At 36.5% G+C, this 23,092-nt stretch carries 26 protein-coding genes; 22 read left to right on the top strand and 4 right to left on the bottom strand.

Going from position 1 to position 23,092, the window contains the following annotated elements:
* Positions 1-6: 6 nt before the first annotated feature.
* The 10 genes from E0H82_RS03800 (at position 7) to E0H82_RS03755 (ending at position 8,103) form a co-directional block, all read left to right on the top strand.
* Positions 7-1,185 (top strand): phage tail sheath subtilisin-like domain-containing protein, encoded by a 1,179-nt coding sequence (locus E0H82_RS03800; protein ID WP_131263177.1) that lies wholly within the window; start codon positions 7-9, stop codon positions 1,183-1,185.
* A 12-nt stretch (positions 1,186-1,197) separates the two neighbouring features.
* Entirely contained in the window at positions 1,198-1,707 is a 510-nt protein-coding gene (locus E0H82_RS03795) for a phage major tail tube protein (RefSeq protein WP_131263175.1), read from the top strand.
* 1 nt (position 1,708) lies between these two features.
* Positions 1,709-1,996, top strand: a complete 288-nt coding sequence (locus E0H82_RS03790) for a phage tail assembly protein (RefSeq protein WP_131263173.1) — start codon at positions 1,709-1,711, stop codon at positions 1,994-1,996.
* A 274-nt stretch (positions 1,997-2,270) separates the two neighbouring features.
* Complete coding sequence (locus E0H82_RS03785) at positions 2,271-2,786, top strand: OB-fold protein (RefSeq protein ID WP_131263171.1); 516 nt, start codon at positions 2,271-2,273, stop codon at positions 2,784-2,786.
* Positions 2,787-2,917: 131 nt separating this feature from the next.
* Positions 2,918-5,809 carry a phage tail tape measure protein gene (locus tag E0H82_RS03780; RefSeq protein WP_131263169.1) on the top strand — a complete coding sequence of 964 codons (2,892 nt, stop codon included), beginning with the start codon at positions 2,918-2,920 and terminating at the stop codon, positions 5,807-5,809.
* Positions 5,809-6,267: a phage tail protein gene (locus tag E0H82_RS03775; protein WP_131263167.1), complete on the top strand. Its 459-nt coding sequence runs from the start codon at positions 5,809-5,811 to the stop codon at positions 6,265-6,267. Before E0H82_RS03780 ends, E0H82_RS03775 begins: the two co-directional genes overlap by 1 nt.
* Positions 6,268-6,269: 2 nt before the next feature.
* Entirely contained in the window at positions 6,270-6,485 is a 216-nt protein-coding gene (locus E0H82_RS03770; RefSeq protein WP_131263165.1) for a tail protein X, read from the top strand.
* The gene (locus tag E0H82_RS03765) at positions 6,476-7,459 is read left to right on the top strand and encodes a phage late control D family protein (RefSeq protein ID WP_131263163.1); all 984 of its coding nucleotides are present in this window, start codon (positions 6,476-6,478) and stop codon (positions 7,457-7,459) included. Before E0H82_RS03770 ends, E0H82_RS03765 begins: the two co-directional genes overlap by 10 nt.
* A 53-nt stretch (positions 7,460-7,512) precedes the next feature.
* Complete coding sequence (locus E0H82_RS03760; protein ID WP_044738568.1) at positions 7,513-7,794, top strand: type II toxin-antitoxin system RelE/ParE family toxin; 282 nt, start codon at positions 7,513-7,515, stop codon at positions 7,792-7,794.
* A gap of 24 nt (positions 7,795-7,818) precedes the next feature.
* The gene (locus tag E0H82_RS03755) at positions 7,819-8,103 is read left to right on the top strand and encodes a HigA family addiction module antitoxin (protein WP_086209417.1); all 285 of its coding nucleotides are present in this window, start codon (positions 7,819-7,821) and stop codon (positions 8,101-8,103) included.
* Between the two features lie 20 nt (positions 8,104-8,123).
* Here the strand turns inward: E0H82_RS03755 and E0H82_RS03750 are convergent, their stop codons facing one another.
* Complete coding sequence (locus E0H82_RS03750; RefSeq protein WP_131263159.1) at positions 8,124-8,345, bottom strand: hypothetical protein; 222 nt, start codon at positions 8,343-8,345, stop codon at positions 8,124-8,126.
* Between the two features lie 200 nt (positions 8,346-8,545).
* Here E0H82_RS03750 and E0H82_RS03745 point away from each other — a divergent pair, with 200 nt between their 5' ends.
* The 5 genes from E0H82_RS03745 to E0H82_RS03725 all read left to right on the top strand — a co-directional run bounded on the left by E0H82_RS03745 (position 8,546) and on the right by E0H82_RS03725 (position 11,744).
* Positions 8,546-9,166 carry a hypothetical protein gene (locus E0H82_RS03745; protein ID WP_131263157.1) on the top strand — a complete coding sequence of 207 codons (621 nt, stop codon included), beginning with the start codon at positions 8,546-8,548 and terminating at the stop codon, positions 9,164-9,166.
* 20 nt (positions 9,167-9,186) lie between these two features.
* Entirely contained in the window at positions 9,187-10,272 is a 1,086-nt protein-coding gene (locus tag E0H82_RS03740; RefSeq protein ID WP_131263155.1) for an XRE family transcriptional regulator, read from the top strand.
* A 117-nt stretch (positions 10,273-10,389) separates the two neighbouring features.
* Complete coding sequence (locus tag E0H82_RS03735; RefSeq protein ID WP_131263153.1) at positions 10,390-10,656, top strand: hypothetical protein; 267 nt, start codon at positions 10,390-10,392, stop codon at positions 10,654-10,656.
* Between the two features lie 2 nt (positions 10,657-10,658).
* The gene (locus tag E0H82_RS03730) at positions 10,659-11,309 is read left to right on the top strand and encodes a hypothetical protein (RefSeq protein ID WP_131263151.1); all 651 of its coding nucleotides are present in this window, start codon (positions 10,659-10,661) and stop codon (positions 11,307-11,309) included.
* A gap of 12 nt (positions 11,310-11,321) precedes the next feature.
* A complete protein-coding gene (locus E0H82_RS03725) occupies positions 11,322-11,744 on the top strand; it encodes a hypothetical protein (RefSeq protein WP_131263149.1) in 423 nt (140 codons plus the stop codon).
* Positions 11,745-11,762: 18 nt separating this feature from the next.
* Here E0H82_RS03725 and E0H82_RS03720 read toward each other — a convergent pair whose 3' ends face one another.
* Positions 11,763-12,155: a hypothetical protein gene (locus tag E0H82_RS03720; protein ID WP_131263147.1), complete on the bottom strand. Its 393-nt coding sequence runs from the start codon at positions 12,153-12,155 to the stop codon at positions 11,763-11,765.
* Between the two features lie 156 nt (positions 12,156-12,311).
* On the opposite strand from E0H82_RS03720, the gene E0H82_RS03715 reads away from it, so the two are divergent.
* Together E0H82_RS03715 and E0H82_RS03705 are read left to right on the top strand one after the other, a co-directional pair.
* Positions 12,312-13,109 (top strand): Bro-N domain-containing protein, encoded by a 798-nt coding sequence (locus E0H82_RS03715; protein WP_131263145.1) that lies wholly within the window; start codon positions 12,312-12,314, stop codon positions 13,107-13,109.
* 928 nt (positions 13,110-14,037) lie between these two features.
* Entirely contained in the window at positions 14,038-14,376 is a 339-nt protein-coding gene (locus tag E0H82_RS03705; RefSeq protein ID WP_131263141.1) for a hypothetical protein, read from the top strand.
* Positions 14,377-14,660: 284 nt separating this feature from the next.
* Here the strand turns inward: E0H82_RS03705 and E0H82_RS03700 are convergent, their stop codons facing one another.
* Positions 14,661-15,758: a hypothetical protein gene (locus tag E0H82_RS03700; protein WP_131263139.1), complete on the bottom strand. Its 1,098-nt coding sequence runs from the start codon at positions 15,756-15,758 to the stop codon at positions 14,661-14,663.
* 347 nt (positions 15,759-16,105) lie between these two features.
* Between E0H82_RS03700 and E0H82_RS03695 the strand changes: the two genes are divergently transcribed.
* The 3 genes from E0H82_RS03695 to E0H82_RS03685 all read left to right on the top strand — a co-directional run bounded on the left by E0H82_RS03695 (position 16,106) and on the right by E0H82_RS03685 (position 17,945).
* The gene (locus tag E0H82_RS03695; protein ID WP_131263136.1) at positions 16,106-16,384 is read left to right on the top strand and encodes a holin; all 279 of its coding nucleotides are present in this window, start codon (positions 16,106-16,108) and stop codon (positions 16,382-16,384) included.
* A gap of 378 nt (positions 16,385-16,762) precedes the next feature.
* Positions 16,763-17,002, top strand: a complete 240-nt coding sequence (locus E0H82_RS03690) for a hypothetical protein (RefSeq protein WP_228258618.1) — start codon at positions 16,763-16,765, stop codon at positions 17,000-17,002.
* A gap of 685 nt (positions 17,003-17,687) precedes the next feature.
* A complete protein-coding gene (locus tag E0H82_RS03685; RefSeq protein ID WP_131263132.1) occupies positions 17,688-17,945 on the top strand; it encodes a hypothetical protein in 258 nt (85 codons plus the stop codon).
* A 703-nt stretch (positions 17,946-18,648) separates the two neighbouring features.
* On the opposite strand, the gene E0H82_RS03680 is transcribed toward E0H82_RS03685, so the two are convergent.
* Entirely contained in the window at positions 18,649-19,359 is a 711-nt protein-coding gene (locus E0H82_RS03680) for a transglutaminase-like domain-containing protein (RefSeq protein ID WP_131263130.1), read from the bottom strand.
* Between the two features lie 1,293 nt (positions 19,360-20,652).
* Between E0H82_RS03680 and E0H82_RS03675 the strand changes: the two genes are divergently transcribed.
* On the top strand, positions 20,653-21,975 hold the full coding sequence (locus E0H82_RS03675; protein ID WP_131263128.1) for an NCS2 family permease: 1,323 nt from the start codon (positions 20,653-20,655) through the stop codon (positions 21,973-21,975).
* A 64-nt stretch (positions 21,976-22,039) separates the two neighbouring features.
* Positions 22,040-23,038, top strand: coding sequence for an adenosine deaminase (locus tag E0H82_RS03670; protein WP_131263126.1), 999 nt, complete (start codon positions 22,040-22,042; stop codon positions 23,036-23,038).
* Positions 23,039-23,092: the final 54 nt, after the last annotated feature.

Raw genomic sequence — 23,092 nt, 5'->3', positions numbered from 1 at the left:
CAAAATATGCCTGATTCATTTTTACATGGGATTGAGAATCAAACTGTAGATGATGGTTCTCGTCCAATTACAACAGTTAGAAGTTCAACCATTGGCCTTGTCGGTACAGCACCAGATGCTGATCCTCTTATTTTTCCTTTAAATACCCCAGTATTGATTGCAGGTTCTCGTACTGAAGCGGCAAAACTCGGTTTAACGGGTACCTTACCTGATGTGATCGACTCAATCTTTGATCAGGTTGGCGCCGTAGTGATTGTGGTGCGAGTGGAAGAAAGTACGACAGCAGCAGAAACTCTTGCCAATGTATTGGGTGGAGTGGATGCCCACAGTGGTCAATATGAAGGGGTTCACGCCTTTATTGCCGCTGAAAACATTACAGGTTTTGTGCCGAAAATTCTGATTGCACCAGGCTTTACCCATACACGTGCTACCGAAACCGCCAATGCGGTGGTTGCAGAATTGTCAGGTATTGCAGATCGGCTCAAGGCAGTGATTATTGCGGATGGCCCAAATACCAATGATGCGGATGCGATTGCCTATGCAGGTGATTTTGGTTCTAAACGTATTTATGTTGTTGATCCGAAATCTAAAAAGACCGGCACGGATGGCACGACAATTACTTCGTGGTCGAGTGCACATGTTGCTGGTTTGATTGCTAAATCTGACAATGAGCGTGGTTGGTGGTGGTCACCATCAAACCAAAACATCAATGGTATTACTGGCACAGCCCGAGCAATTGATTTTGCCATGGGGGATACCAGTAGCCGCACCAACTTACTCAATGAGAAAAAAGTAAATACGATTATTCGTCAAAATGGTTATCGACTTTGGGGTAACCGTACTTTGTCCAGTGATAGCAAGTGGCAATTTCTGTGTGTAGTACGTACCGCCGATATGATTGATGAGTCATTGAAAGCGGCTCATCTCTGGGCAGTAGACCGCGGGATTACCAAGAATTACGTAAGTGATGTGGTAGAAGGTGTAAATTCCTATTTGCGCTACCTCAAGAACATTGGCGCAATCATTGGCGGTCAGTGTTGGGCAGATCCAGATTTAAATGCTGCGGATGTGATTAAGTCAGGTAAGGTGTATTTTGACTTTGATTTCACGCCAGTTTATCCAGCAGAACACATCGTTTTCCGTTCGCATCTTGTGGACGACTACATTAAAGATATTTTTGCATAAGGGGTGTAATGCATGGGTGTTGCTGAAGATATTCGCAAGAATTTTAATTTATTTGTTGATGGCAAAGGCTTTGCTGGGAAGACAGATGAATACAATCCACCTGAGTTAACTTTACAGACCGAAGAGTATCGTGCAGGTGGCATGGATGCTCCGATCGACATCACCACAGGTATGGAAAAGCTTGTTGCTGACTTTACATTAAACTCACATAGCAAAGATGTGTTGTCTTTGTTTGGCATTAAAGAAGGCAGTAAAACTCAGTTTACGGTACGTGAAGCCATGGAAAGTTTTGATGGTACCGTAACGGCTGTAGTGCACAACATGACGGGAAAAATCGTCAAAATTTCCAGTGGTGCAGCCAAGCCAGGGGAATTGCCGAAAGACAAATATGAATTGTCTTTAACCTATTACAAGAAAACCATTGGTGGCACTGTGGTGCATGAAATTGATGTGGAAAACATGGTACGCATCATCAATGGCAATGATGTTCTTGCCGATATTCGTTCAGCTTTAGGAATGTAAAATGACTCAACAATTACCTGAATATATTAGTGAAGTGGCAGAAGGTTATAAGATTACTTTGCTTAAACCATTAGATATTGATGGGGCAAAAGTTTCTGAAATTGTAATGCGTGAGCCAACAGTACAAGATCTTTTAGCGGCGGAAATGCAGGCCAAGAGTTTGGGGGCTGCAAAACAGGAAATCGTGATGTTTGCGAATTTGTGTGATGTTACTCCTGAACAGATCCAAGCAACGACTTTGCGTAACTATGGACGTTTACAGGCTGCATTTAAACTTTTTACGGATTAAGTGCAGAGTTGATTCGTTCCTTTGTACTTGCACTAGCATCACACACCTCGTGGTCTAATTCTGAAATAGAGCAAATGCGAATTTCTAAACTGTTATGGTGGTGTGATGGATTGCCAAGAGAATAAAGCACTTTAGGGTGCTTTTTCTCATTTGGTAAATTAAAAATTCACATTTATTCTTTGAAATTAATAATAAGAAAGCGGTATTTTGAAATTACGTGCTTTATTTGTTATTTTGATGTGGGGTTTATACTTACTTAAAATAGAGAAATAACATGCAAGCTTTAAAAAAATTTGTTAAATGGGTACTCATGTTCTTTGGCGCTTTAGTGGTGTTAGGAATTGTAATTGCTTCGTGTAGTAGTGATAAGACATCAAACTCATCCTCTTCAAATCAACCTTCAGCTCAAGAAACTCAAACAGCAACGGATCAATCAAATACGGAATCACAGCCAGCTGAGCCTGAACAACTTGAAACAGTGACAGCAGATCAAATTCTGAATGCATACAAGACAAATGAAATTGCTGCAAACCAAGCGTTAAAAGATAAGAAATTTATTGTTACTGGCGTGATTCATGCCATTTCAGCAGATTTTTCCGATAAACCTGTAATTGAGTTGAAAGCAGGTGGTGAATATGAATTTAACCAACCACAAGCAAGTTTGGCGGAAGGTGAAGAAAATAAAGCAGCAAGCTTAGGAAAAGGTCAAAGCATTTCGATGGTTTGTATTGGTAATAGTGAAGTTGCAGGAACGCCAATGCTTAAAGATTGTGTGATTCAAAATTCATAATACGTAGAAAATAAAAAAGCACCTTAGGGTGCTTTTTTTGTGAGTGGTATATACAGTATTGCAATAGTGAATAATGAAAAAACCCTACTAGCCATTCAACATGACATCATCTCAAACATTCTGATGATGTCATGGCAAATAAACGTCTTAATGCGCTGATTACAATAGGTGGAGCAGTTGCAGGGAGTCTAAAAACTGCAATAGGTTCTACCACGTCTCAATTAGGGAAAATTGGGACAGAGGTTAATAAGCTAAAAAGAAATCAGGCGGATTTGAGCCATGCTATTCAAACCTTCGGAGGTATGGGCAAGAATGTTGATAACTTACGCGCAAAGTATTCCGCCGTTACAGATGAAATTAATCGACTGACCAAAGCACAAGAACGACTAAATAAGGTCGAAGAGTTACGCCAGAATGTACGTGGCGGAGCAACCAAAGTATTAGGCGGGTCGATAGTCGCTGCCACTGCAACAGTGGTACCCGTTAAATTAGCAATTGATTTTGAAAGTGCGATGGCTGATGTAAACAAGGTATTTACAGGTACAGACTCTCAATTTAAAGCGTTAAACACTGAAATTATTAAGATGTCCACGGTTCTACCGATGGCTGCTACTGATATTGCTACGATTGTGGCATCTGGTGCACAGTCTGGAATTGCTGCAGGTGAATTAACAAAGTTTGCTGAAACTGCTGTGAAAATGGGTGTTGCATTTGATATTACTGCTGCGGAATCTGGTCAGGCAATGGCAGAAATGCGGACAGCCTTTAAAATGTCTCAAGAACAGGTCACATCACTTGCTGATCAGATTAACCATTTAGGAAATAATACGCCTGCTGCAGCCAAAGGTATTATGGAAATTGTGCAGCGAATTGGACCACTGGGTGAAGTAGGTGGTTTTGCATCTTCTAGTATTGCAGCACTCGGTGCAACTATGCGAGGCATGGGGGTTTCTGAGGAAATTGCTGCAACTGGTATTAAAAATACAATGCTTGCTTTGGTTGCGGGTGAGTCTGCAACAAAAGGTCAAATTGCTGCCTATAAAGAACTTGGTTTGGATTATGGCAAAGTCGCAAAGGATATGCAGAAAGATGCCAATGGCACCACACTTATGGTGCTTAAGCAAATTGCCAGCTTAGATAAATACAAACAGGCCGCCATTCTAAAAGATTTATTTGGATCGGAATCATTGGGTGCTATTGCGCCGTTGCTAACCAACATGGAGGCATTAGAGAAAAACCTAAACAGTGTATCGCAAGCAAATAAAAAGGCTTGGGATAGCTCGATGCAAAAGGAATATGAAGCAAGAGCAGATACAACCGCAAATAAACTTCAACTTCTTAAAAATAACGCAACAGGTTTAGGGATTACGATTGGTACAGCATTATTGCCAGTCGTATCATCAATGGCTGAGAAAATGTCCACAGTTATTGGGTCGGTAACAGCGTGGGCACAAGCGAATCCTGCTTTAGCATCCACCTTGACCAAAGTAGCCGTAGGCGCAATAGCAGTAGCAGGCGGAGTTTCCGCACTAGCAATTGGTGTAACTACAGTTATTGGACCTGTTGCATTGGCTATAAGCAGTTTTTCTGTTTTGGGTAGTAGTTCTGGTGTGGCTATTACTATGCTAACGAAAATGATTGCCCCGATAAAAATGATTGGTACGGTATTGGGGATTGTTGGTAAAGCGATGCTTGCCAATCCAATGGTATTAGCAATTACGGCAGTAGTTGCGGTTGTAGCGGGTGCTGCATATTTAATTTATAAAAATTGGGAACCGATAAAAGCATTCTTTTCAGATTTATGGAGCGGGGTAACGTCAACTATTGGTTCGGCTTGGGATGGTATTAAATCCACGTTATCTGGAGCATGGGAGAGTGTAAAAGGTGTATTCAATACAGGTGTAACTTATGTCAAAGACATCATTAAAAGCGTAGATACCATATTTGCCGACAACCCACTATTAAATGTGCTTTTGCCATTTATTGGTATTCCTCGAATCATTATTGCAAATTGGTCAAGTATTACAGCTTTCTTTGGTCAAATATGGGTAACCATCTCTGGCTATTTTATGACAGGCGTAAATGCTATTAAAACCTGTTTTACGATTGGATTTAATACAGTTTATAGCGTTGTCAGTTCCGTGTGGACTTCTATTTCATCATTTATTCAATCAGCCTTTAGCACTGTATTAGGTGTGATTAATGCAGGAATGACCGCTATCAGCACATTCATGTCGAGTGCATGGGGAGTAATTAAAAATATTGTTTCTACTGCGTGGTCGGGGCTTTGCACTATTTTCTTAAAGATTACACCGCTTGGTTACATCATCCAGAATTTTGACGCAATTAAGCTGTTTCTATCTGGGCTTGCAAGTAGCTTTATGTCGATTGGCAAAAATATTATTGATGGTTTGATTTCAGGGATTTTAACTGGCTTTGAACGATTAAAAAGTGTTTGGAAAAGCATCAATGACTACATGCCATCATTCATGACTAAGAAAATGGATATTCATTCACCATCACGTGTAATGGCAGGCTTAGGTGGGTTTATTGTTGATGGGATTGGTGTTGGTATGCAAAGTCGCACGCCTGCATTGAAGCAAGAGTTTGGCAAAGTATTAGATACTTTTGAAAAACGACCAACAGCACCAAGTGTAAAGCCACCTGCAGCAGCAATTGTAAGATCTGAACCTCCATCATTTGCTCGAGCATCTTTACAAAAAATTGGTGATATGTTGTTGAGAAATCCTTCAACTCCACAAATTGGTGAGACTAGGTTGAATAAACCAGAGCCACAATCATCCCCACCAACTGTTGCAAGACCTACACATGTGCCTCCAACAATTGCCCGTGCACCTGCTCAACGTGTAGCACCACAGCAAAATATTACTAATTCATTCACGATTAATGCAGCACCTGGGCAAGATGTGAATCAACTTGCGGACTTGGTTGCTCAAAAAATTAACCGAGTTAATGCAGTGATCCAACGCAGCAGTAATTTAGATTGGGGGTACAGTCAATAATGGATGGTCAAATCTACGGTTCATTCCTAACCATGATGCGATTAGGCACCTTTAAGTTCGGCATATACACCGCAGCCTATCAAGAGCTGAATCGAAGCACTCAATATAAGTGGGGTGCTCAAGAAGTTTTTGGCGGGTGGGACAATCTTCAATATTTAGGACCAGGTGAAGATACACAGACATTAACAGGTATCGTATTTCCAGAATTTAAAGGTGGTACGGGGCAATTGCATAGCTTACGTGCTTTAGCTGCAAAGGGTGAACCATTGTTATTGACTACGGGTACAGGCCGTATAGAAGGCTACTGGTGTATTACGCAGATAGATGAAGGACAGACCAAATTTGCAGCATTTGGCGTACCGCGCCGTCAGGAATTTACGATTACTCTGCGGAAGGAATCCAATAGTGCATCGTTACTTGGATTGGTTGCTAAAGTTAAAAACTCACTAGGATTTTAAACATGGCACAGTATCAAACCAAAGAGGGTGATGTGTTAGATCAGATTGCCTATCAGTATTATGGCAATACCAATAACCGTATTGTGGAATCAATCTTGGAGATCAATATTGGCTTGGCAGACTATGGTGCTGTGTTGCCTGAAGGCTTACTCATTACTTTACCTGAACAAGAGCAGTCTACGGTCATTTCTAACAAGCAGGTGAAATTATGGGATTAAAACCTTGCTTTCGCGTTGTGGCAAATGGTGCTGATATTACCGCCGTGCTTATTAATTTCTTGTTGTCTATGAAAGTGACAGATAAGACTGGATATGAGTCGGATCTATGTGAAATTATTTTGGCAGATGATCCTAAGCAACCCATTACCTTACCACCCAAAGGCGCGGTGCTTGATGTTTATATGGGCTACGATGCCGACCTGATCAAAATGGGTGTTTTCATTGTGGATGAGATTGAGCTTGAAGGACCGCCAGAGCGAATGACAATACGTGCCCGAGCAAGTATCCAAACTGAAAGTAAAGATGGAAAGACCTCCATTATGTCGCAGAAAACCCGATCATGGGCAAAAGAAACCACGATTGATGATGTGGTTAAAAAAATTGCCAATGAACATGGCTTAGCATCCAAAGTAAGCGATAGTTTGAAGGCGGTAAAACTACCGCACCTCGATCAGTCGGATGAGTCGGACATTAACTTTTTACTACGAGTCGCCAAACGTTACGATGTGATTTGTAAAGCTGCGGGTGGGAAATTACTTTTTTTAAAACGTGGGGAAAGCGGTTTAGCATCTATCAGTCTAACCCGTTGGGACTTAAGCAGTTGGCGTATGACGCAAATTTCTAAAGATAGTGCGGGCACTGTAATTGCCTACTGGAATGAGCGTAAGAATGCCAAACGGCATGAAGTAAAAGTGGGTGAGGGTGAACCTATACGCCGTTTAAAACATGGTTATGCCGATGCCAAAAGTGCACAAGTTGCGGCTCAGTCAGCTTTAGATACCGCCAAACGTGGAGAGGAAACATTAAGTCTGACATTACCAGGTAATCCATTACTTTCTGCTGAAATGCCTTTGGAGATCAGTGAAGTACGAGAGGGCATAAACGGGAACTGGATCATTGAGCAAGTGACTCATTCGATTGATAAGTCACTTGGGTATAGCTGTGGGATAGAGGCTGTAAAAGAGATTGAATAATTTTTCTATTACTGTATATTGTATATATACGCTATACGAATGGATGCTAAAGCTTGATTAAGAGTTTTAAACATAAAGGTCTTCAGGCTTTTTTCCAAACTGGTACAACAGCAGGTATTCAAGCAGCGCATTCTGCCAAATTACGTTTAATCCTTGCGGCATTACATGCTGCTTCCACAGTGAATGATTTAAGAACTCCACCAAATTGGCGTTTGCACAAATTGAGTGGAAATCTACAAGATCAATGGTCACTAACTGTAAATGGTAATTGGCGGGTAATTTTTAAATTTGAAGATGGTGATGTCTACATTGTGGATTATCTGGACTATCACTAAGCCTTTCAGCGCAGGAGTACTAAAATGAATATGATGTTCAATGCACCACATCCTGGTGAAATGTTACGGGAATACATTGGTGAAACTCCTGTGACGGAGGCAGCTCAAGCACTAGGCGTTACTCGTGCAAATCTTTCTCGTATTTTGAATGGTCATACAGGTATTTCAGCAGATATGGCAATTCGTTTAAGTGAAGCTTTGGAAACTTCTCCAGAGTTTTGGTTGAATTTACAGATGCAACATGACTTATGGAATGCGAGTCAGCGTCAGCGACCAGTTATAAAGAAACTGGTTCAGGATTTTGCATAAGTAGAGCGCCGTGAGGCGCTTTATCTTTTCTTTTTCGGGCACTTCTTACCACTTCCACCTGGCAAGCAGTCACATGCTTGACCATCACCGTGGCGGTCTAAACTTTTCCAGCCTGTTTGTCCTGAGTTTTTACGTTGTTCATACCATTTCTGTGCTTGCTGCTGAGTAGAAAAGTCAGCGCATTTTTTTGCATAAACTTGGATGGAAGTGAACCCAAAAACTAAAATAAGTAAAAATTTCATAAATTATTTTAAAGTCAAAACATTAGCCGAAGTCTAACAACTCTCAGCTTGTTTGCTCAATGAATCTAGTTAGAAAGTCGTATGAATAAGCGTTTAGTTGACAAATCTAAGTTTTAGTCCTAAAATTTGGTTGACAAAATAATTAATTAGTCCTATTTTGATTTTAACCCACATCTCAAATTTATTTTGGACTAATTTTAATGAAAGAAACAAAGTTACACCCTCCCTCCGTATTCGAACCCCAGTTAACCAATGAAGTGCTCGAATACTTCGCTACACCAATGCTTGAAATTTATTATGATGTTCACGAAATTTTAAATAGTGAAAATGATAATAACTATACTCGCGGTACAGCAATATTTGGTCGTACGTATGAACAATTTAAAAAATTAATCGCATCACAGGACTGTCCTGTAGACGTTCATTTAAAAGATGGGACGTTTAGATTCGTTTTTCAAATTGGTTATGCTCAGATAGGCTTCTGTAAAGGTGACTTTACAGATCCTAAATCATTAAAATTAAGAAAATATACGCCAACGAATTATGACCTATTTCAGGTAGATGATAATCAACCTGTCATTTGGAAGTTCATCTTGAATGAACCTAAGTCAGAAGAAGAAGAGGCTTTTGTTGAATTTGTAGGCTTTAATCTAGCCACTGTGCCTGTAGCTTATTGGGGATCTAATGACAATCTAGATGGTAATAAGTTACATTTAGTAGATCCAATTACTCCTGAGTCTATTCATTTAGATGCTCCATTGATTGGAGATCCTGATGAAGACGATCTTCAAGATGAAGATTTGGATACCAAATTTAAATAGTAGTAACAAGCAATGTCATTATGAACACGCCTTTTAATGGATTAGAACTAAAGCTTCTGAGACAGTTTAATCAACTGTCTTTGGAAGAGTTAGGTCAGCACCTTGAGTGCACACGGCAGTATGTTCACAAAGTTGAGACAGGTCAGACCATACCAAGTCCTCAATTTATTCAACAAGCTGCCACTTACTTTAATGTTCCTGAAGAGTTATTTACTCATGTAAAACCTGTATTGCAGGAAGACCAAATCCACTTTAGAAGTTTGAGATCTACAAAGGTTGCAACAAAACAAGTTGTGATTGCACGTGGAGAATACATTAGGCGTTTGACTGAATATCTGGATTCTAAACTTAGATTGCCTAAATATGATATTCAAGGCTCTGATCGTTCTAGCTCTATAGAAGCTATAGCTGAGCAATGCCGTGCTGATTGGGGGCTTGGTTTAGGTCCAATTAGTAATATGATTCGCCTATGTGAGTCACATGGTGTAGTTGTTACAACTTTCCGCTCATTATCAAGTGAAGTGGATGCGCTTTCTTTGGCAACGGCACGTCCAATATTTGTTCGTAATGAAGCAAAAGAAAGTGAATGCCGTCAGCGTTTTGACCTTGCTCACGAGCTTGGCCATTTAGTACTTCACGATGGCATGGTGACTGGTGATCGTATCACTGAGTCTGAGGCAAATCAGTTTGCATCTGCACTATTGATTCCTCAAACAATGATGCGAACTCATTTTCCTACATGGTTTAGAGGCGGTCGTTACAACTGGTCTAAATTGAGTGAGTTTAAACAAACTTGGAAGGTAAGTAAGGCTGCGATTCTATATAGAGCGAAGTCTTTAGGTTTATTGACTCAAGAACAATACACCAGTGGTGTAATTGCTTTGAGAAAAAATAGTGAATCCATTACTGAAAAAGAAGATCATTTAATTCCTAAGGAAAAGCCTGAACTCCTCCAAGCCTGCTTTGCTATGCTCACAAAAAAGAAAATTTTTGCAGAAGATATAGCTAAAGCTTTGGATGTGAATGTTGGTTTTCTTCAAAATTTGGTTGGAATGGAAATTCCAAGAAAACCTAGAGTTTTAAGAGTTGTAGAAGAAAGCGCCTAAGGGCGCTTTTTTAAGTTATTGAAAAGGCTTAATATAGGAAATAAAACCTAAAGTTTGATTTTTAAAGAAGTTTAGGTTATTGTTGCCTAACAAAATTAGGTATATAGAGATGTAATTATGGCAAAAATACCAACGCATTTAAAAAAGCAAAAACCGCCACTATATAGACGTAATACTACTGTTTCTCCTCCTGTTTTGGTTACTGGCCTAACCGTAAAAGGTGCTGAAGATTTTTTAATAGTAAATTTTCTCGATGGTATTAATAATCATGATGAAAATGCTCTAATTTCCTCACATGTACTACCTAATGATGTTGCATTAACTTTAAAACAGGCAATTGAAGAGCATTTCCAAAGCCAAAATATAAATTGTGAGAGAGAGTGAAAATGTCTTATTTTAAAATGGAAATGGGTAAAGAAAATGATTTTATAGCTTACACTAATACTAATAGTTTTAAAAATTATACTAATACTATTAGCACAAAAAATTATGCTAATACTAATGCATTTGAAAGAGAAAAAATAATTAACGATAGATTGATTAATGATAATAAGAAAAATTTTTTTATTGAAATAAAAGAAATGCTAGGAATTAATAGTGCTCTATCTTGGAAAATTTATAGTAATGTTTTGAATGAGAGTATGATCTGTACTGAAACTATAAATGAATTACTATTCAAGCTGAAAAATAAAATTAGTAGTAAAGAAATTAAAAAACAGCTAGATAATATTTCTCAGTTAATAAAGGATAATGAGGTAAATCATAATTCTTTAATTCAATGCTTAATGTTCTTAAATTCTCAAGAAATACAAAAAAGTGAATTTTTTATTGATCCTGTAGATGGGAAATGTATTCTTTATTATAAAGAACAAAGTAAGATACATAATAAATCACTAACTATATCTTTTAGTGGTGAAAAAAGAATAAATTTTAATATAGTTGATAGGAAGAAAGGACTAACTAGGATGAATGGGTATTTGATTATGAAAGATCAAAATTCTTTTTATAGAATAGATGAGTTATTTAAAATTTTTTAATAAGAGTTAGTCGTGACTGTAATAAATTATCCGCTCTGGCGACATATTAATAATACTTGTGCAAAAACAGCTCCGCGATATATTGATGCTTTTAAGCTTAAAGACAGTGAATTAACTTCAATGCAAAGCTCGTATCGCTCTAATAATCCTACTGAGATATCAAGGGAGCATAAAGTACCCAATATAATATCTGAGTTTGAAAAAGGTAATTATACATGTAGTAAATCAAGCTCTATGCTTGAAGTTGATTTACAACAAGCTGTAGAAGATGTAAATTTAGAAAGTAATTATCTTGAAATAATTGTTGATAGTTTTCCACATCACAGTCTTTTTTTTAAGAATAATTGTTATAATGATTCCTCATTAAGACAAATTATATTTCAAGCAATAATTGATAATATTATTGAACATCATGAGCTAAAGTCTTATAAATAAGCACCTCACGGTGCTTTTTTAATCCCTAAAACTTTCACGTCTAGGAATAGAGTACCAGTAGCGAATCTTTTTCCCTTCATTCAAAGTTTCAATATTGATGAGCTGATATTGTGAATGGCGATAAAATAAATCAGAAATCATGGCTGTCACTTCCTCTTGTTGCTTTGCAAGAGGGACTTTTCGAGTGTCTTCAACACAATTTAAATCATTAAAATAAATAGAACGACCAGATTTTCCCTCATTTTTAGATTTTAAACCTAAGTCCATTAGCTCAAGCATAGCTGTATTTAAAGATAGGTTATTTTTTTCAGCATAGCTCATTAATTCCTCATATTGTTCTTGAGGCATACGAACTTGTGTACGCTTCCAATCATCTTGGGAAACAGCTCGTCCTGTTTTATTTTCCACCATTTTCTGTGCTCATAAATGTATTTGACATGATAATAACACTATGGAATACTGAACTCAATGACAAGATAATCATGTCATTTAAGTTTGAATAAAAACGCCCCGAACATTCTTGGCGGAACACGGGGCGAGTTACCAATCTTTTTGAGAAGAATTGATATGAATACTTTAACATTTAATGCAATACAATTTCACCCAATCCAGCGAAATGATGATCAAATTTGGATTACATCATCTGAACTTGCACGTGCTTTAGGATATGCACGTGAAGATTCAGTGTCACGTATCTATGATCGTAAGTCAGATGAATTTACTTCTGATATGACAAAAGTTGTCGCTAATCCTCAGACCGTCAATTTGACGGTACGGGTTTTTTCATTACGCGGTTGCCATCTCATTACATTCTTTGCCCGCACACCAGTCGCCAAAGAATTCCGTAAATGGGTACTCGACGTACTAGAAAAAGAAGTTCTTCAGCAACAAATCGACACACGAGTGAAAATCAACGCAGAGCAACAAGCCAGACTTAAGGAAATTGTCGACCGACGTTGTGAGGGCAGCACAAAGAAACGCACAGAACTCTGGGCCAGACATAACAAGCACTTTCGCATCCCACGTTATAGCGAACTCTTGGCCATGCATTTTCAAGACGCTGTAGATTATCTAGAAACCATGCAGATTAAAGCCAAAGGGGATATTCATATAGATGAAAACCAATCTATAGAAATACTCTGCGGGCAAGCCAAACTATTTCAGGCATGGTGGAATACCCATAGCCCGACACTTGCAAAACTGAATCCGCTACTGGTGTCTATGCTGCATGACAATATGTTCTATATGACCTATGCCATATCGGATCTGTGCAAGAAGTATGGTGTAGAACTGCCTAACTATGACTATAAACACATGTTCGAATTAGCGACTTCACCGTATCAAAGGTACAGCCTAATCAAGTGAAAATGACCGCCTGAAAGGGCGGTTTTTTATTGCTCAGTTATGGCTCTGCCAAAGCGATATATAAGATAAATTTGCTATTAAGCATTTCAGGGAAAAGGCTTAAAAAGTTGTAGAGAAATGATGCTCTAAATCATTGATTTTATTGGGTCTAGTTGGGTAAGTTTTTGACTAAAAAAAGCTCAAAAATAACCTGTGAAATTGTTATATTCCAATAGCTTATATCAGGTCATAGCTTGATATTGACATCGTAGAGGTCTCCAGTTCGAGTCTGGATATGCCTACCAAATATTTATTAAAGGTTTATAAGCGAAAACAGTAGCTTATAAGCCTTTTTTAATGGGGAATTGTCGCAGTTTAAACTTGGGAAAGTTGGCAAAACTGGCAGAAAATGGCAATATTTACGACAAATCTGCGACAAGATGAAAATACCAAAACCAAGAAAAAGAGGTGATGCTTATCGAATTGAATTAATGTTCAATGGAAAGCGTTACTCAGCAAACCGAAGTCACGTAATAGATGTATTCATCAGTCAGAAATTGAAAAAATACCGCTGAATTAAAATATGAGATTGGGCAGAAGCCAAAAATTAGCAGCCAGCACGTTGCTTGGTCTTTCTTGTTTGCCATCGAAACTGCTATGCTTCATGGTGAGATTCTTGTGATCCGCAAAAAGCATTTTTTTTCGGATCTATTCATCTGGAATATACGAAGAACGCTGAGAGTAAGGATGTTCCATGACCTATTTAGCCAATACGAAACTTCAATAAACAATAGTAACCTTTACGCTGTTCAATGCACAGGTTCATATATGATTAGCTATCAAGCAACAAGCGCGAGGGTATTATCAGCTCCATCAATCCCATATGATTACTCAACATTAAATAGTTTCGTTGCTGATAATTGTGGTTTAGATGGAGGTGTTTTTAAGTTTGGGCGCTGCTCAGGCAGTCCGGCTATTCCAATGGGCTGTCAAAGTCCTAAAAGGTGCCCACGTTTTTAATTTCGAAGATATGGTCGCTACAGGGTTCTATAACGTAATTTTTGATAACTTTTCAATATACGTCACGACTAATGATACGGCGCTCCTAGGACTAATTAAAAAACCGCTGATCTCATTTAGCAATGTGATTTTCAAAAATATTAAAATAGCGACTGACAAACAGATCTATCTGGTAAACGGTGATGGAGGAGGCATTCAGTTTATTAATCCTCAGATGGGAAATTTAATCCCAATAATTCCGCATTTACTAAATGCTGGTCTGTTGTAGCCGAATAGTATTTAATAGCCCCATTGTTTTCAATCGAGCTATTCATAAGGCTAAAAATTTTTAAAAGAAATTTTGAAATTAATTTGAATGGTTTTTTAACCAACTCGGATTAACAATCATAGCAGCACTACTTTTCGCAATGCTTGGACTATCAGAAAGTGCCAATTATTTCATATATTTGTATGGACTTTTAAGTGGCAGTTGGACTTTTACGATCGTAATGTTTCTTTTGTTCTTTTCAATATATTTATATAAATTCGGAAAGAAATTAAAAAAATACCCCCTCAAGTGAGGGAGTATTTTTGTCTTTTATATTTGTATTCATAAATTAGAAACATTAAATAATATAGTACGAGATCGAATGGAGTAAATAAACCTAGTTGATCTACAGAAAAACGGCTCAGAATTACAATACCAAAAATTGTAAGATTAATATTTCTTGAAAAAATTATGAACAATAAAATACATAATGAAAATATAGTATGGATAATTCCATATCTCAAGTGGCCCATAATAAAAGAGTTGTGCGGATTTCCAAAAAGAATAATCCATTCACAACAATCTTGAAGTTTTCTGCCAAAAAATAAGTCTGTCAAATTATAGGTAATATGATTTAAATACTCATGAATAAAAATAGTCCTTTCTGAACTTAATCCATTTGTAAAGTTGGTTTTTTCTGATAATAAAATTTCAATTGTATTTAGATTTAAAATAATTGCCAAAAATATTATAATAAAACTGGCAAACATTAGTTTATAATTTTTTTGTTTGAATAAGCAGAAAAAGAGAAAAAGCGCAGAAAGAGCGATACCACTTCGACCAAATAATCCAACACAACATAAAAACGTTATAGCAGGATATATCAATGGAATATTTTCTTTCTCCTTTTCATAGGTTAGGGCAAGTAAAACCATTACTAAAATGAAGATTGCACTGAGGTAATTTCGACTAGAATTAGCTAGAATTTTATTATAGGCATCAGTATCTGAAAATCCTAGAACTACAAAGTGATAAACGATAAATATAGTGTAAGTCCAAAATACAAATTTAATATATTTTATAGGGTTATTTATTCGATATAACGCATAAGCTGATATAAATGCACTAACTCCATAAAGCATATTGTAAAATCCAACGATTGTTGGGTATTCTTTTGATGAAATACTAAATAAAGAGAATAGTAATATTGTTAATATAACCAGAAAAACAGCTTTAACGTTGAATCTTTGACCTGTAAAGCTTAAAGATAATGGGATAGACATTGCAAAATACAAGCCTAAAAATATATAAAAATCAGTTTTTAAATAAAAGAAATATAGAAAAAATTGAATGGTTAACATACACCCAAAGATATTTTGAGTTTTTATTTGTAGTGGATTCATTTACTATCTTCTTGCTTAAATTTTTCAAAATTAATATTTATGCTGTTTTCTGCATTGGATATGTTGAAAATTATTAAATCAGAATCAATTTTTAGCATTGAAGCTAACCTTTGTCGATGAGGTGATGCTTGTGGAAGAACAAGCAGATAGGAATGGTTGTAACAATATTGAAATGATTTTTAAAAGCATATCTGACTAGCAAAGTTAATTTTTTAGAATTTTAGTGCAGTGAACGCAAATAGCAACATTAAATTGTTGTCTTTAATCTGAAGTTATACAATAAAACCCTATAAACCCTGATCTTTAATTAGATCAGGGTTTTTTAATACCCAAAAAAGGGGGGAAGCATGGCAGATCATGTACAAACAGCAATTGAAGCAAGTGCAGCAGTTACAAGTGCTTCTTCAAAAACTACTCTAGCAGGTGGGGGAGTTTCATTTTTAGGCTGGGCTTCTGGTTTAGATCCGATGACGCTGTTGGGTGTTGTTATTGGTTTAGGCGGCTTATTGGTCAGCATTTTTAGTTTCTTTGTCACGTGGTACTACAAGAGCAAAGCTGATCAACGCGAAGCTGAGCTGCATCGAATCGCATTACGTAAGGCTAATGGTGAATGCAATGTCGAATAAAACAAAGTATGCCGTGACTAACCGTTCTGAAATTTACTGATCAAATCATGAGCATCATTGAAAGTCCGACGTTATGAGTAAATAAATTGGATTTGTAAGAGGAGGGCTACAAAAACACAAAGCATACTTTGAAGTGAACACTGAGTAAAAGTCACATAAATAAATCATCAAAAAAACCAGTCGTTCTAGATATAAGGCAAAATTATGCTTTGAAACTAGTATTCCTATAATTAGACCGAATAGTAAAATTTAATAAACAAAATGAAACAATATCTGTTCAGAGTGAAAGGAGTTGTTCTTTACAGCCTAATGTCAAAATGCTAATAATCATAATGATTTATCTAGAATAAGTTAATCACTTAAAGGAGACCTAAAGTGATGAATAGAATAGATTTAAAATTAATAAAAAATGCTACAGGAGAGGAGTTGGTTTTAAAATATTGTATCGTTCAGTCAATAATGATTACTAGTAAAGACATAAAAATACCAGTTGAAGAGGGAGATTTTCTTCACCATTCATTGCCCGATGGAATTGTTGAAAAATACGTAATAGATGAAGTGATTTCAAATAAAGATACAAATCCGCATTACGAAATTTATGTTTCAAAACTGAATTAAATTACTTATTTAAACTACCCATAATGCTCAGATGATGAAAATTATCTGAGCATTTTTTTGAAAGAAGAATTCCAAAAAAACCGTCACTGAATTGGTTTAATCTTTCTCATATGAAATGTTCATAAGTAGTCTGAAAAAAATCTTTTATAAGAGGGGGCAACAAATCACAAAGAATGATTTGAGTGATGAAAGCTGAGTAATAAGTACAAAAGTACGAAAGCAAAACGCCAAGAATTGTCGTTCTTGGCGTTTTATTTCTAGCTCTTAGATGAGGTAATGATCAAAAACATGAGTCATAACCATACTAAATATTAGTTAAGTTTCTAGGAGCGACAATGGAGGCTAGGAACTTACAACCAGAAAGTTTTGTGAAATATTCTGGAATCTCACTTCCATCGCAATAATCTTAATGGCGACAAACATACTTCTAAATATAGTTTTACTTTATGTAGAGCTGCCACAATGATGGAAAACTAGCTAAAAATAAGGAATTACATATTTGAGCGTATATACAGTTTCCTAATATTTTACTTGGAGTTTGGACGGTTCAACTTGCATCTATCTATTCAGTTATTGATATTTAAAAATTTGCAAAGTTTAAGGGAAGTTACAAGCAAACTGATCAAGAATTGATTGATCGTCGTATAATATAAAAAGTTATTGGCTAATGATTCGAGAATAAAAAATGACAACTAAGAAATTACACTGGTACATGGTTAACTTGAATTTTTTACAAGATAGCAATCCAATCCCTAAGAACCATGTCGTGTTCCTTCCAATGGAAGAGAAATATGAAAACATGAATGCAGCCATGGTGAAGCATTTTTCGATGCTGGGAAAAAATTGGCTAGAGAATAATGGGCATCCACAAATTATGGACATATTCGCAACGTGTATTACTTACTTAGGATTAATGTCTAATGAGGAGTTTTATGCAGAATAATTTATATTATTCATAGAGATAGTTTTAATTTGATGATTTCTAAATCCATCTTGTAATTGGTATGTTGAATGCGCTCATTCGATGAGTTGTATTGTATTTGAACCTCATCTGAGAAGGTCATTTCTTCAATCACGTAGTTAAGTCGAAAGTATGCGCTGCTGTTCGAAGTTTATATATCCTTAAAGCATAATATCGTGTGCTGACATCGATATATCTGTACGGTATTAGGATCCATTTGAATTCTATCGCCTGATCGTGAGCGTTCATCACAAATGAAAATTACTTTACGAGAGAGTTTTTTAATCGATTGGACTTGACGAGTGGATAGCCCTTATGGATAGTCACTAAGGGCAATGGACTCGATACAGTCACATCAACGCTGTTAAACGTCGAGTATCAAGATTTCTAGTCGAGCGCATTTCTAATACTAAGACTTTTAGTTCCGCATTGACTTGAGTATTCGGAGATTTGAAAGAATATTCACTCTGGATAATTAATCCATCAAGACCTTACGCAGAATATTTTCCCCGCCACTTGCGTAACATTGGTCTAGAAATGCATATCTTCGACAAACTAGACCTATATTGGTGGTATCTTTAAATTATTTAACCCATATGAGTCACATATATAAGAATAATACTAACTTTCCAATAGCCATATTTTCATGGGACTAGCTACATACATAAATGTTAACTGAATTCAGCTACTCGGCAATCTTAGTATTCCTAATATTATCAACATTTTTATTCATTAAATGTCTTACGATGTTCCTGAAAATTATACCTTGAATAAAACTAAGTTGTTGTTGATGCTGGCTATAAAAATCATCAGGGCTATCAAATATTCCGAAATCTTGATTAATTCCTTTGTCCTGAATGTACGTATTACTTAAATTCCAGTCTATCGGTGGATTATCAAAATTCTCTGTAAAGACACCAAATCCACAGAACGTATTTGAAGTGCTTTTATACATTTTTTGCAGATTTGTTAAGTACTGTTTATCTAGAATTACACCTTCCAAAACAAACCAATTCTCATTTATATAGACCTCCACCCAACTATGCAGAATATTTTGGGGCGATAACATGTACCAAATGCCCTTTATTGCACCCTTTTGTAAGCTTTTATTGATAGTGAAGCCATGTAAACGGGTCGGAATTTCTACGGCTCTTAATAAAGCCATCAATAAAGTCGCTTTAGTATTGCATTGACCATAGCCATCATCTAAAACAGTGGAAGCTTGAATTGAGTCCTTTAAATTATAGCCAAATTGAATCTCATCTCTAACAAAGTTATAAATTTGCTGCACTTTTTCAATATTATTCAACTTACACCACTTTTTTTCTTGAATTAAATTCTTGATTGATGGGTGGTTATAATCGAGTAGTGCTGTTTCTTTAAGATATTTTTCCATGATTTATATTTTCAATTTGAAGTCAGTGATTGAATTAAAAACTATGGAGTAAGACTGAAGTCAAGATTAACCTAGAAAATATTGACGGATCATTTAAATATATTCAAATATGAGACTATTCAAGGGGTTAAAGTTCTCAAAGATACATGTGAATATACTTAAACTTTTCAAGGATTTTGTGCAAATCTGGGAGTATGGAGAGTGGATAAGTCAGGAACAATATGATAATCAGCTTACGTTATTGTTGGAATAATTACTCAATAGAGCATTTAGAGTTTGCATTTGCTAAAGTGAATTATGTTTCTTCAGTTTTCGAAGATTACGTAATACCAGCTCAATCCATTGAGTGAATTTTTAGTAAACAATATGCGAATAACTATGATCAAATCTTTGAGAGAGCTTTAAATACAGAGCATTGGAAGTTTTTTTATCAGCTAAGATATTAAATAAAATAAGATATGAAGAGATTCTTGCATGACCTTAAACTACAGTTAAATCATCTCCAATCATAATGAATTATCAAAATCTTAAAGGATAAATTAAGGCGTTGATTGGTCAAAAATTGTGTATGGATGCAGAAAATTTCACAAATATATTATCAAGTCATTAAAAAACGAGATCTGCACCAAATAAATTCTATTTTCCCTAAACAAAGTGAACTATAAAAAATTATGGTGTATATTTTACCAATAATTAAAAAACTGTACTTCATTATAATGAAAAAGTTACTTCTACCAATGTTTCTAATGATGATCTGTATCTTAGGTTTGACTGTATATCACGAATCTGAGATCAGGCAGAAACAAGAAATTAACCGTTTGGTAAATGAAGCGCACAGTTCGCTACAGAAAATTGAAGCCGATGCTCAGTCAAAAAATATTTTGATAAAAAAAGATCAATAGCGGCATGAATTCATTTTTGTAATTAAAGATTTAAATTTACTTGTATCATGATTTTTGAGGCGTAGTCTATAGCGTGCATAAATTCTAGAAACAACGTGAAAATCAATATGTTATAATCCACGCCGAATTTAAAGAAATGTTTATGTTTTTTGTTTAAGCTGTTGATTTAAAAAGTATAAGTGTTAGGGCTGCATAATTTATGCAGCTTTTTTCGTTTACTTGTATGAGGGAGCCTTATGTTATGCAACAACAGCTTCCTTATTTAGCTTGGAAAAAGCATCAGATATTTGGCATACCCATTGCTTTAAATTTCGAGAATCAAATGGCAAAAAGTTTAATTTTTAGCCCAATTCGGAATTTTGGCATAATGTTTTTTTACAGGGGCTAGGTCATGACGACTCCTAATCCATCTTCAGAAAACGTACTTGAACGCTTATTTAAACTAAGCGAAAACAAGACGACTTTTCGTACTGAAGTTCTTGCAGGTGTAACCACATTTTTAACCATGTGTTACATTATTATTGTTAATCCAATGATTTTATCCGAAACAGGGATGGATCATGGAGCTGTCTTTGTCGCAACATGTCTCGCTGCAGCGATTGGCTGTTTAGTGATGGGGATTATTGCGAATTATCCAATTGCTTTAGCACCAGGAATGGGCTTGAATGCTTATTTCACCTATTCAGTATGTATGGGTATGGGTGTGCCTTGGCAAACCGCTTTGGCAGCAGTATTTGTTTCTGGTTTAATCTTTATTGCCATTAGCATGTTTAAAATCCGCGAAGCGATTGTCAATGCAATTCCAATGTCACTTAAGCTTGCGATTGGCGGTGGTATTGGTTTGTTCCTAGCACTTATTGCTTTAAAGAACTCAGGGATTATTGTTGATAATCCTGCAACTCTTGTCGGTTTAGGTGATCTTAAGCAGCCGACAGTATTGTTGACGTTGTTTGGCTTCTTAATGATTGTGGTATTACACCAGTTTAAAATACGTGGTGCGATTATCATCAGTATTTTGGTGCTGACTGCAATTTCTACCATGATGGGTCTAAGTGAATTCAAAGGTGTTATCGGGCAAATTCCTTCAATCGCACCAACATTCTTACAGATGGACTTTAAAGGTTTATTTACCGCAAGTTTGGTGGGTGTCATTTTTGTCTTCTTCTTAGTGGACTTATTTGACTCAACAGGTACTTTAGTGGGCGTTGCACATCGTGCAGGTCTACTCCAAGACGGTAAATTACCTCGTTTGAAAAAAGCCCTCTTTGCAGACTCAACAGCAATTGTTGCGGGTGCTGCATTAGGTACGTCATCAACAACACCTTATATTGAATCTTCAGCAGGTGTTGCAGCAGGTGGTCGTACAGGTCTTACTGCCGTTGTGGTTGGTGTTTTATTTATTTTGTGTTTGTTTTTAGCTCCATTGGCACAATCAGTACCTAGTTTTGCAACAGCTCCTGCATTGTTATTTGTGGGTGTGTTGATGATTCAGGGAATTACCCATATCGAATGGGAAGATATTACTGAAGCGGTACCTGCATTTTTAACCATCGTATTTATGCCTTTTGCTTATTCTATTGCAGATGGTATTGCAATGGGCTTTATTAGCTATGCGTTGATTAAACTATTTACAGGTAAAGCATCAACAGTTCCATATATGGTTTGGATTGTTGCTGTACTGTGGGCAATTAAATTTGCATTTTTTGGTGGTTAATATCCACACCAATTTTAAGGGTGTAAACTTGTTTACACCCTTTTTTCTTTTTTGAGGATAAGGTATGAATCAACTTGAGCTCATCCGTGCTTTACCAAAAGCGGAATTACATGTCCATATTGAAGGGACTTTTGAGCCTGAACTGATGTTTGCAATTGCACAACGTAATCAGATTGAAATTCCTTACAAATCTGTTGAAGAAGTTAAGCAAGCCTATAATTTTCATAACCTGCAATCCTTCCTAGATATTTATTATGCGGGTGCAAACGTACTGGTGCATGAGCAGGATTTCTATGATTTGGCTTGGGCATATTTTGAAAAATGCCATGAAGATCGTGTCATGCATACGGAAATGTTCTTTGATCCGCAAACACATACCGATCGTGGTGTCGCATTTGAAACCGTAATCAATGGATTACAGCGTGCCTGTGATGATGCACAAACAAAATATGGTATTAGTTCACGTTTAATTATGTGTTTCTTGCGCCATTTAAGCGAAGAAGCAGCTTTTGAAACATTAGCGCAAGCCATGCCATTTAAAGATCAAATTATTGGTGTTGGGCTGGACTCTAGTGAAGTTGGACATCCACCTTCAAAATTTGAACGTGTTTTCGCACAAGCACGCGAAGCAGGTTTCTTGGTGGTTGCTCATGCAGGTGAGGAAGGTCCAGCAGAATACGTGTGGGAAGCTTTAGATTTACTTAAAGTGAATCGTATTGATCATGGTGTACGTTCTGAAGAAGATCCTGCTTTAATGCAACGTTTAATTGCTGAAAAAATGCCGTTAACGGTTTGTCCACTCAGTAATTTAAAGTTATGCGTGGTCGATGATATGGCACAGCACAATATCCGTCGGTTATTACAACAAGGCGTGCATGTCACGGTAAATTCAGATGATCCATCTTATTTTGGTGGTTATATGAATGACAATTTTATTGTGATTACTGAAGCATTGTCTTTATCAAATGATGAGTTGAAAAAGTTGGCTCAAAATTCCTTTGAAGCATCATTCATTAGCGATGCTGAAAAGCAAAAATGGATTGCAGAAATTCAGAGTTTGTAATTCGTTTAAATATAAAAAACCGCACCATATCGTGCGGTTTTTTTGGATAAAGAG

Origin of the sequence: Acinetobacter sp. ANC 4910 (assembly GCF_004331035.1) — a bacterium.
Lineage (GTDB): Bacteria > Pseudomonadota > Gammaproteobacteria > Pseudomonadales > Moraxellaceae > Acinetobacter.
This window is presented reverse-complemented; position numbering and strand designations above follow the sequence as displayed.

What these genes read in the sequence shown, in the direction of transcription:
- E0H82_RS03800 (WP_131263177.1), top strand. Translation starts at nt 7, where the DNA reads ATGCCTGATTCATTTTTACATGGGATTGAGAATCAAACTGTAGATGAT.
- E0H82_RS03795 (WP_131263175.1), top strand. Translation starts at nt 1,198, where the DNA reads ATGGGTGTTGCTGAAGATATTCGCAAGAATTTTAATTTATTTGTTGAT.
- E0H82_RS03790 (WP_131263173.1), top strand. Translation starts at nt 1,709, where the DNA reads ATGACTCAACAATTACCTGAATATATTAGTGAAGTGGCAGAAGGTTAT.
- E0H82_RS03785 (WP_131263171.1), top strand. Translation starts at nt 2,271, where the DNA reads ATGCAAGCTTTAAAAAAATTTGTTAAATGGGTACTCATGTTCTTTGGC.
- E0H82_RS03780 (WP_131263169.1), top strand. Translation starts at nt 2,918, where the DNA reads ATGGCAAATAAACGTCTTAATGCGCTGATTACAATAGGTGGAGCAGTT.
- E0H82_RS03775 (WP_131263167.1), top strand. Translation starts at nt 5,809, where the DNA reads ATGGATGGTCAAATCTACGGTTCATTCCTAACCATGATGCGATTAGGC.
- E0H82_RS03770 (WP_131263165.1), top strand. Translation starts at nt 6,270, where the DNA reads ATGGCACAGTATCAAACCAAAGAGGGTGATGTGTTAGATCAGATTGCC.
- E0H82_RS03765 (WP_131263163.1), top strand. Translation starts at nt 6,476, where the DNA reads ATGGGATTAAAACCTTGCTTTCGCGTTGTGGCAAATGGTGCTGATATT.
- E0H82_RS03755 (WP_086209417.1), top strand. Translation starts at nt 7,819, where the DNA reads ATGAATATGATGTTCAATGCACCACATCCTGGTGAAATGTTACGGGAA.
- E0H82_RS03750 (WP_131263159.1), bottom strand. Translation starts at nt 8,345, where the DNA reads ATGAAATTTTTACTTATTTTAGTTTTTGGGTTCACTTCCATCCAAGTT.
- E0H82_RS03745 (WP_131263157.1), top strand. Translation starts at nt 8,546, where the DNA reads ATGAAAGAAACAAAGTTACACCCTCCCTCCGTATTCGAACCCCAGTTA.
- E0H82_RS03740 (WP_131263155.1), top strand. Translation starts at nt 9,187, where the DNA reads ATGAACACGCCTTTTAATGGATTAGAACTAAAGCTTCTGAGACAGTTT.
- E0H82_RS03735 (WP_131263153.1), top strand. Translation starts at nt 10,390, where the DNA reads ATGGCAAAAATACCAACGCATTTAAAAAAGCAAAAACCGCCACTATAT.
- E0H82_RS03730 (WP_131263151.1), top strand. Translation starts at nt 10,659, where the DNA reads ATGTCTTATTTTAAAATGGAAATGGGTAAAGAAAATGATTTTATAGCT.
- E0H82_RS03720 (WP_131263147.1), bottom strand. Translation starts at nt 12,155, where the DNA reads ATGGTGGAAAATAAAACAGGACGAGCTGTTTCCCAAGATGATTGGAAG.
- E0H82_RS03715 (WP_131263145.1), top strand. Translation starts at nt 12,312, where the DNA reads ATGAATACTTTAACATTTAATGCAATACAATTTCACCCAATCCAGCGA.
- E0H82_RS03700 (WP_131263139.1), bottom strand. Translation starts at nt 15,758, where the DNA reads ATGAATCCACTACAAATAAAAACTCAAAATATCTTTGGGTGTATGTTA.
- E0H82_RS03695 (WP_131263136.1), top strand. Translation starts at nt 16,106, where the DNA reads ATGGCAGATCATGTACAAACAGCAATTGAAGCAAGTGCAGCAGTTACA.
- E0H82_RS03690 (WP_228258618.1), top strand. Translation starts at nt 16,763, where the DNA reads ATGAATAGAATAGATTTAAAATTAATAAAAAATGCTACAGGAGAGGAG.
- E0H82_RS03685 (WP_131263132.1), top strand. Translation starts at nt 17,688, where the DNA reads ATGACAACTAAGAAATTACACTGGTACATGGTTAACTTGAATTTTTTA.
- E0H82_RS03680 (WP_131263130.1), bottom strand. Translation starts at nt 19,359, where the DNA reads ATGGAAAAATATCTTAAAGAAACAGCACTACTCGATTATAACCACCCA.
- E0H82_RS03675 (WP_131263128.1), top strand. Translation starts at nt 20,653, where the DNA reads ATGACGACTCCTAATCCATCTTCAGAAAACGTACTTGAACGCTTATTT.
- E0H82_RS03670 (WP_131263126.1), top strand. Translation starts at nt 22,040, where the DNA reads ATGAATCAACTTGAGCTCATCCGTGCTTTACCAAAAGCGGAATTACAT.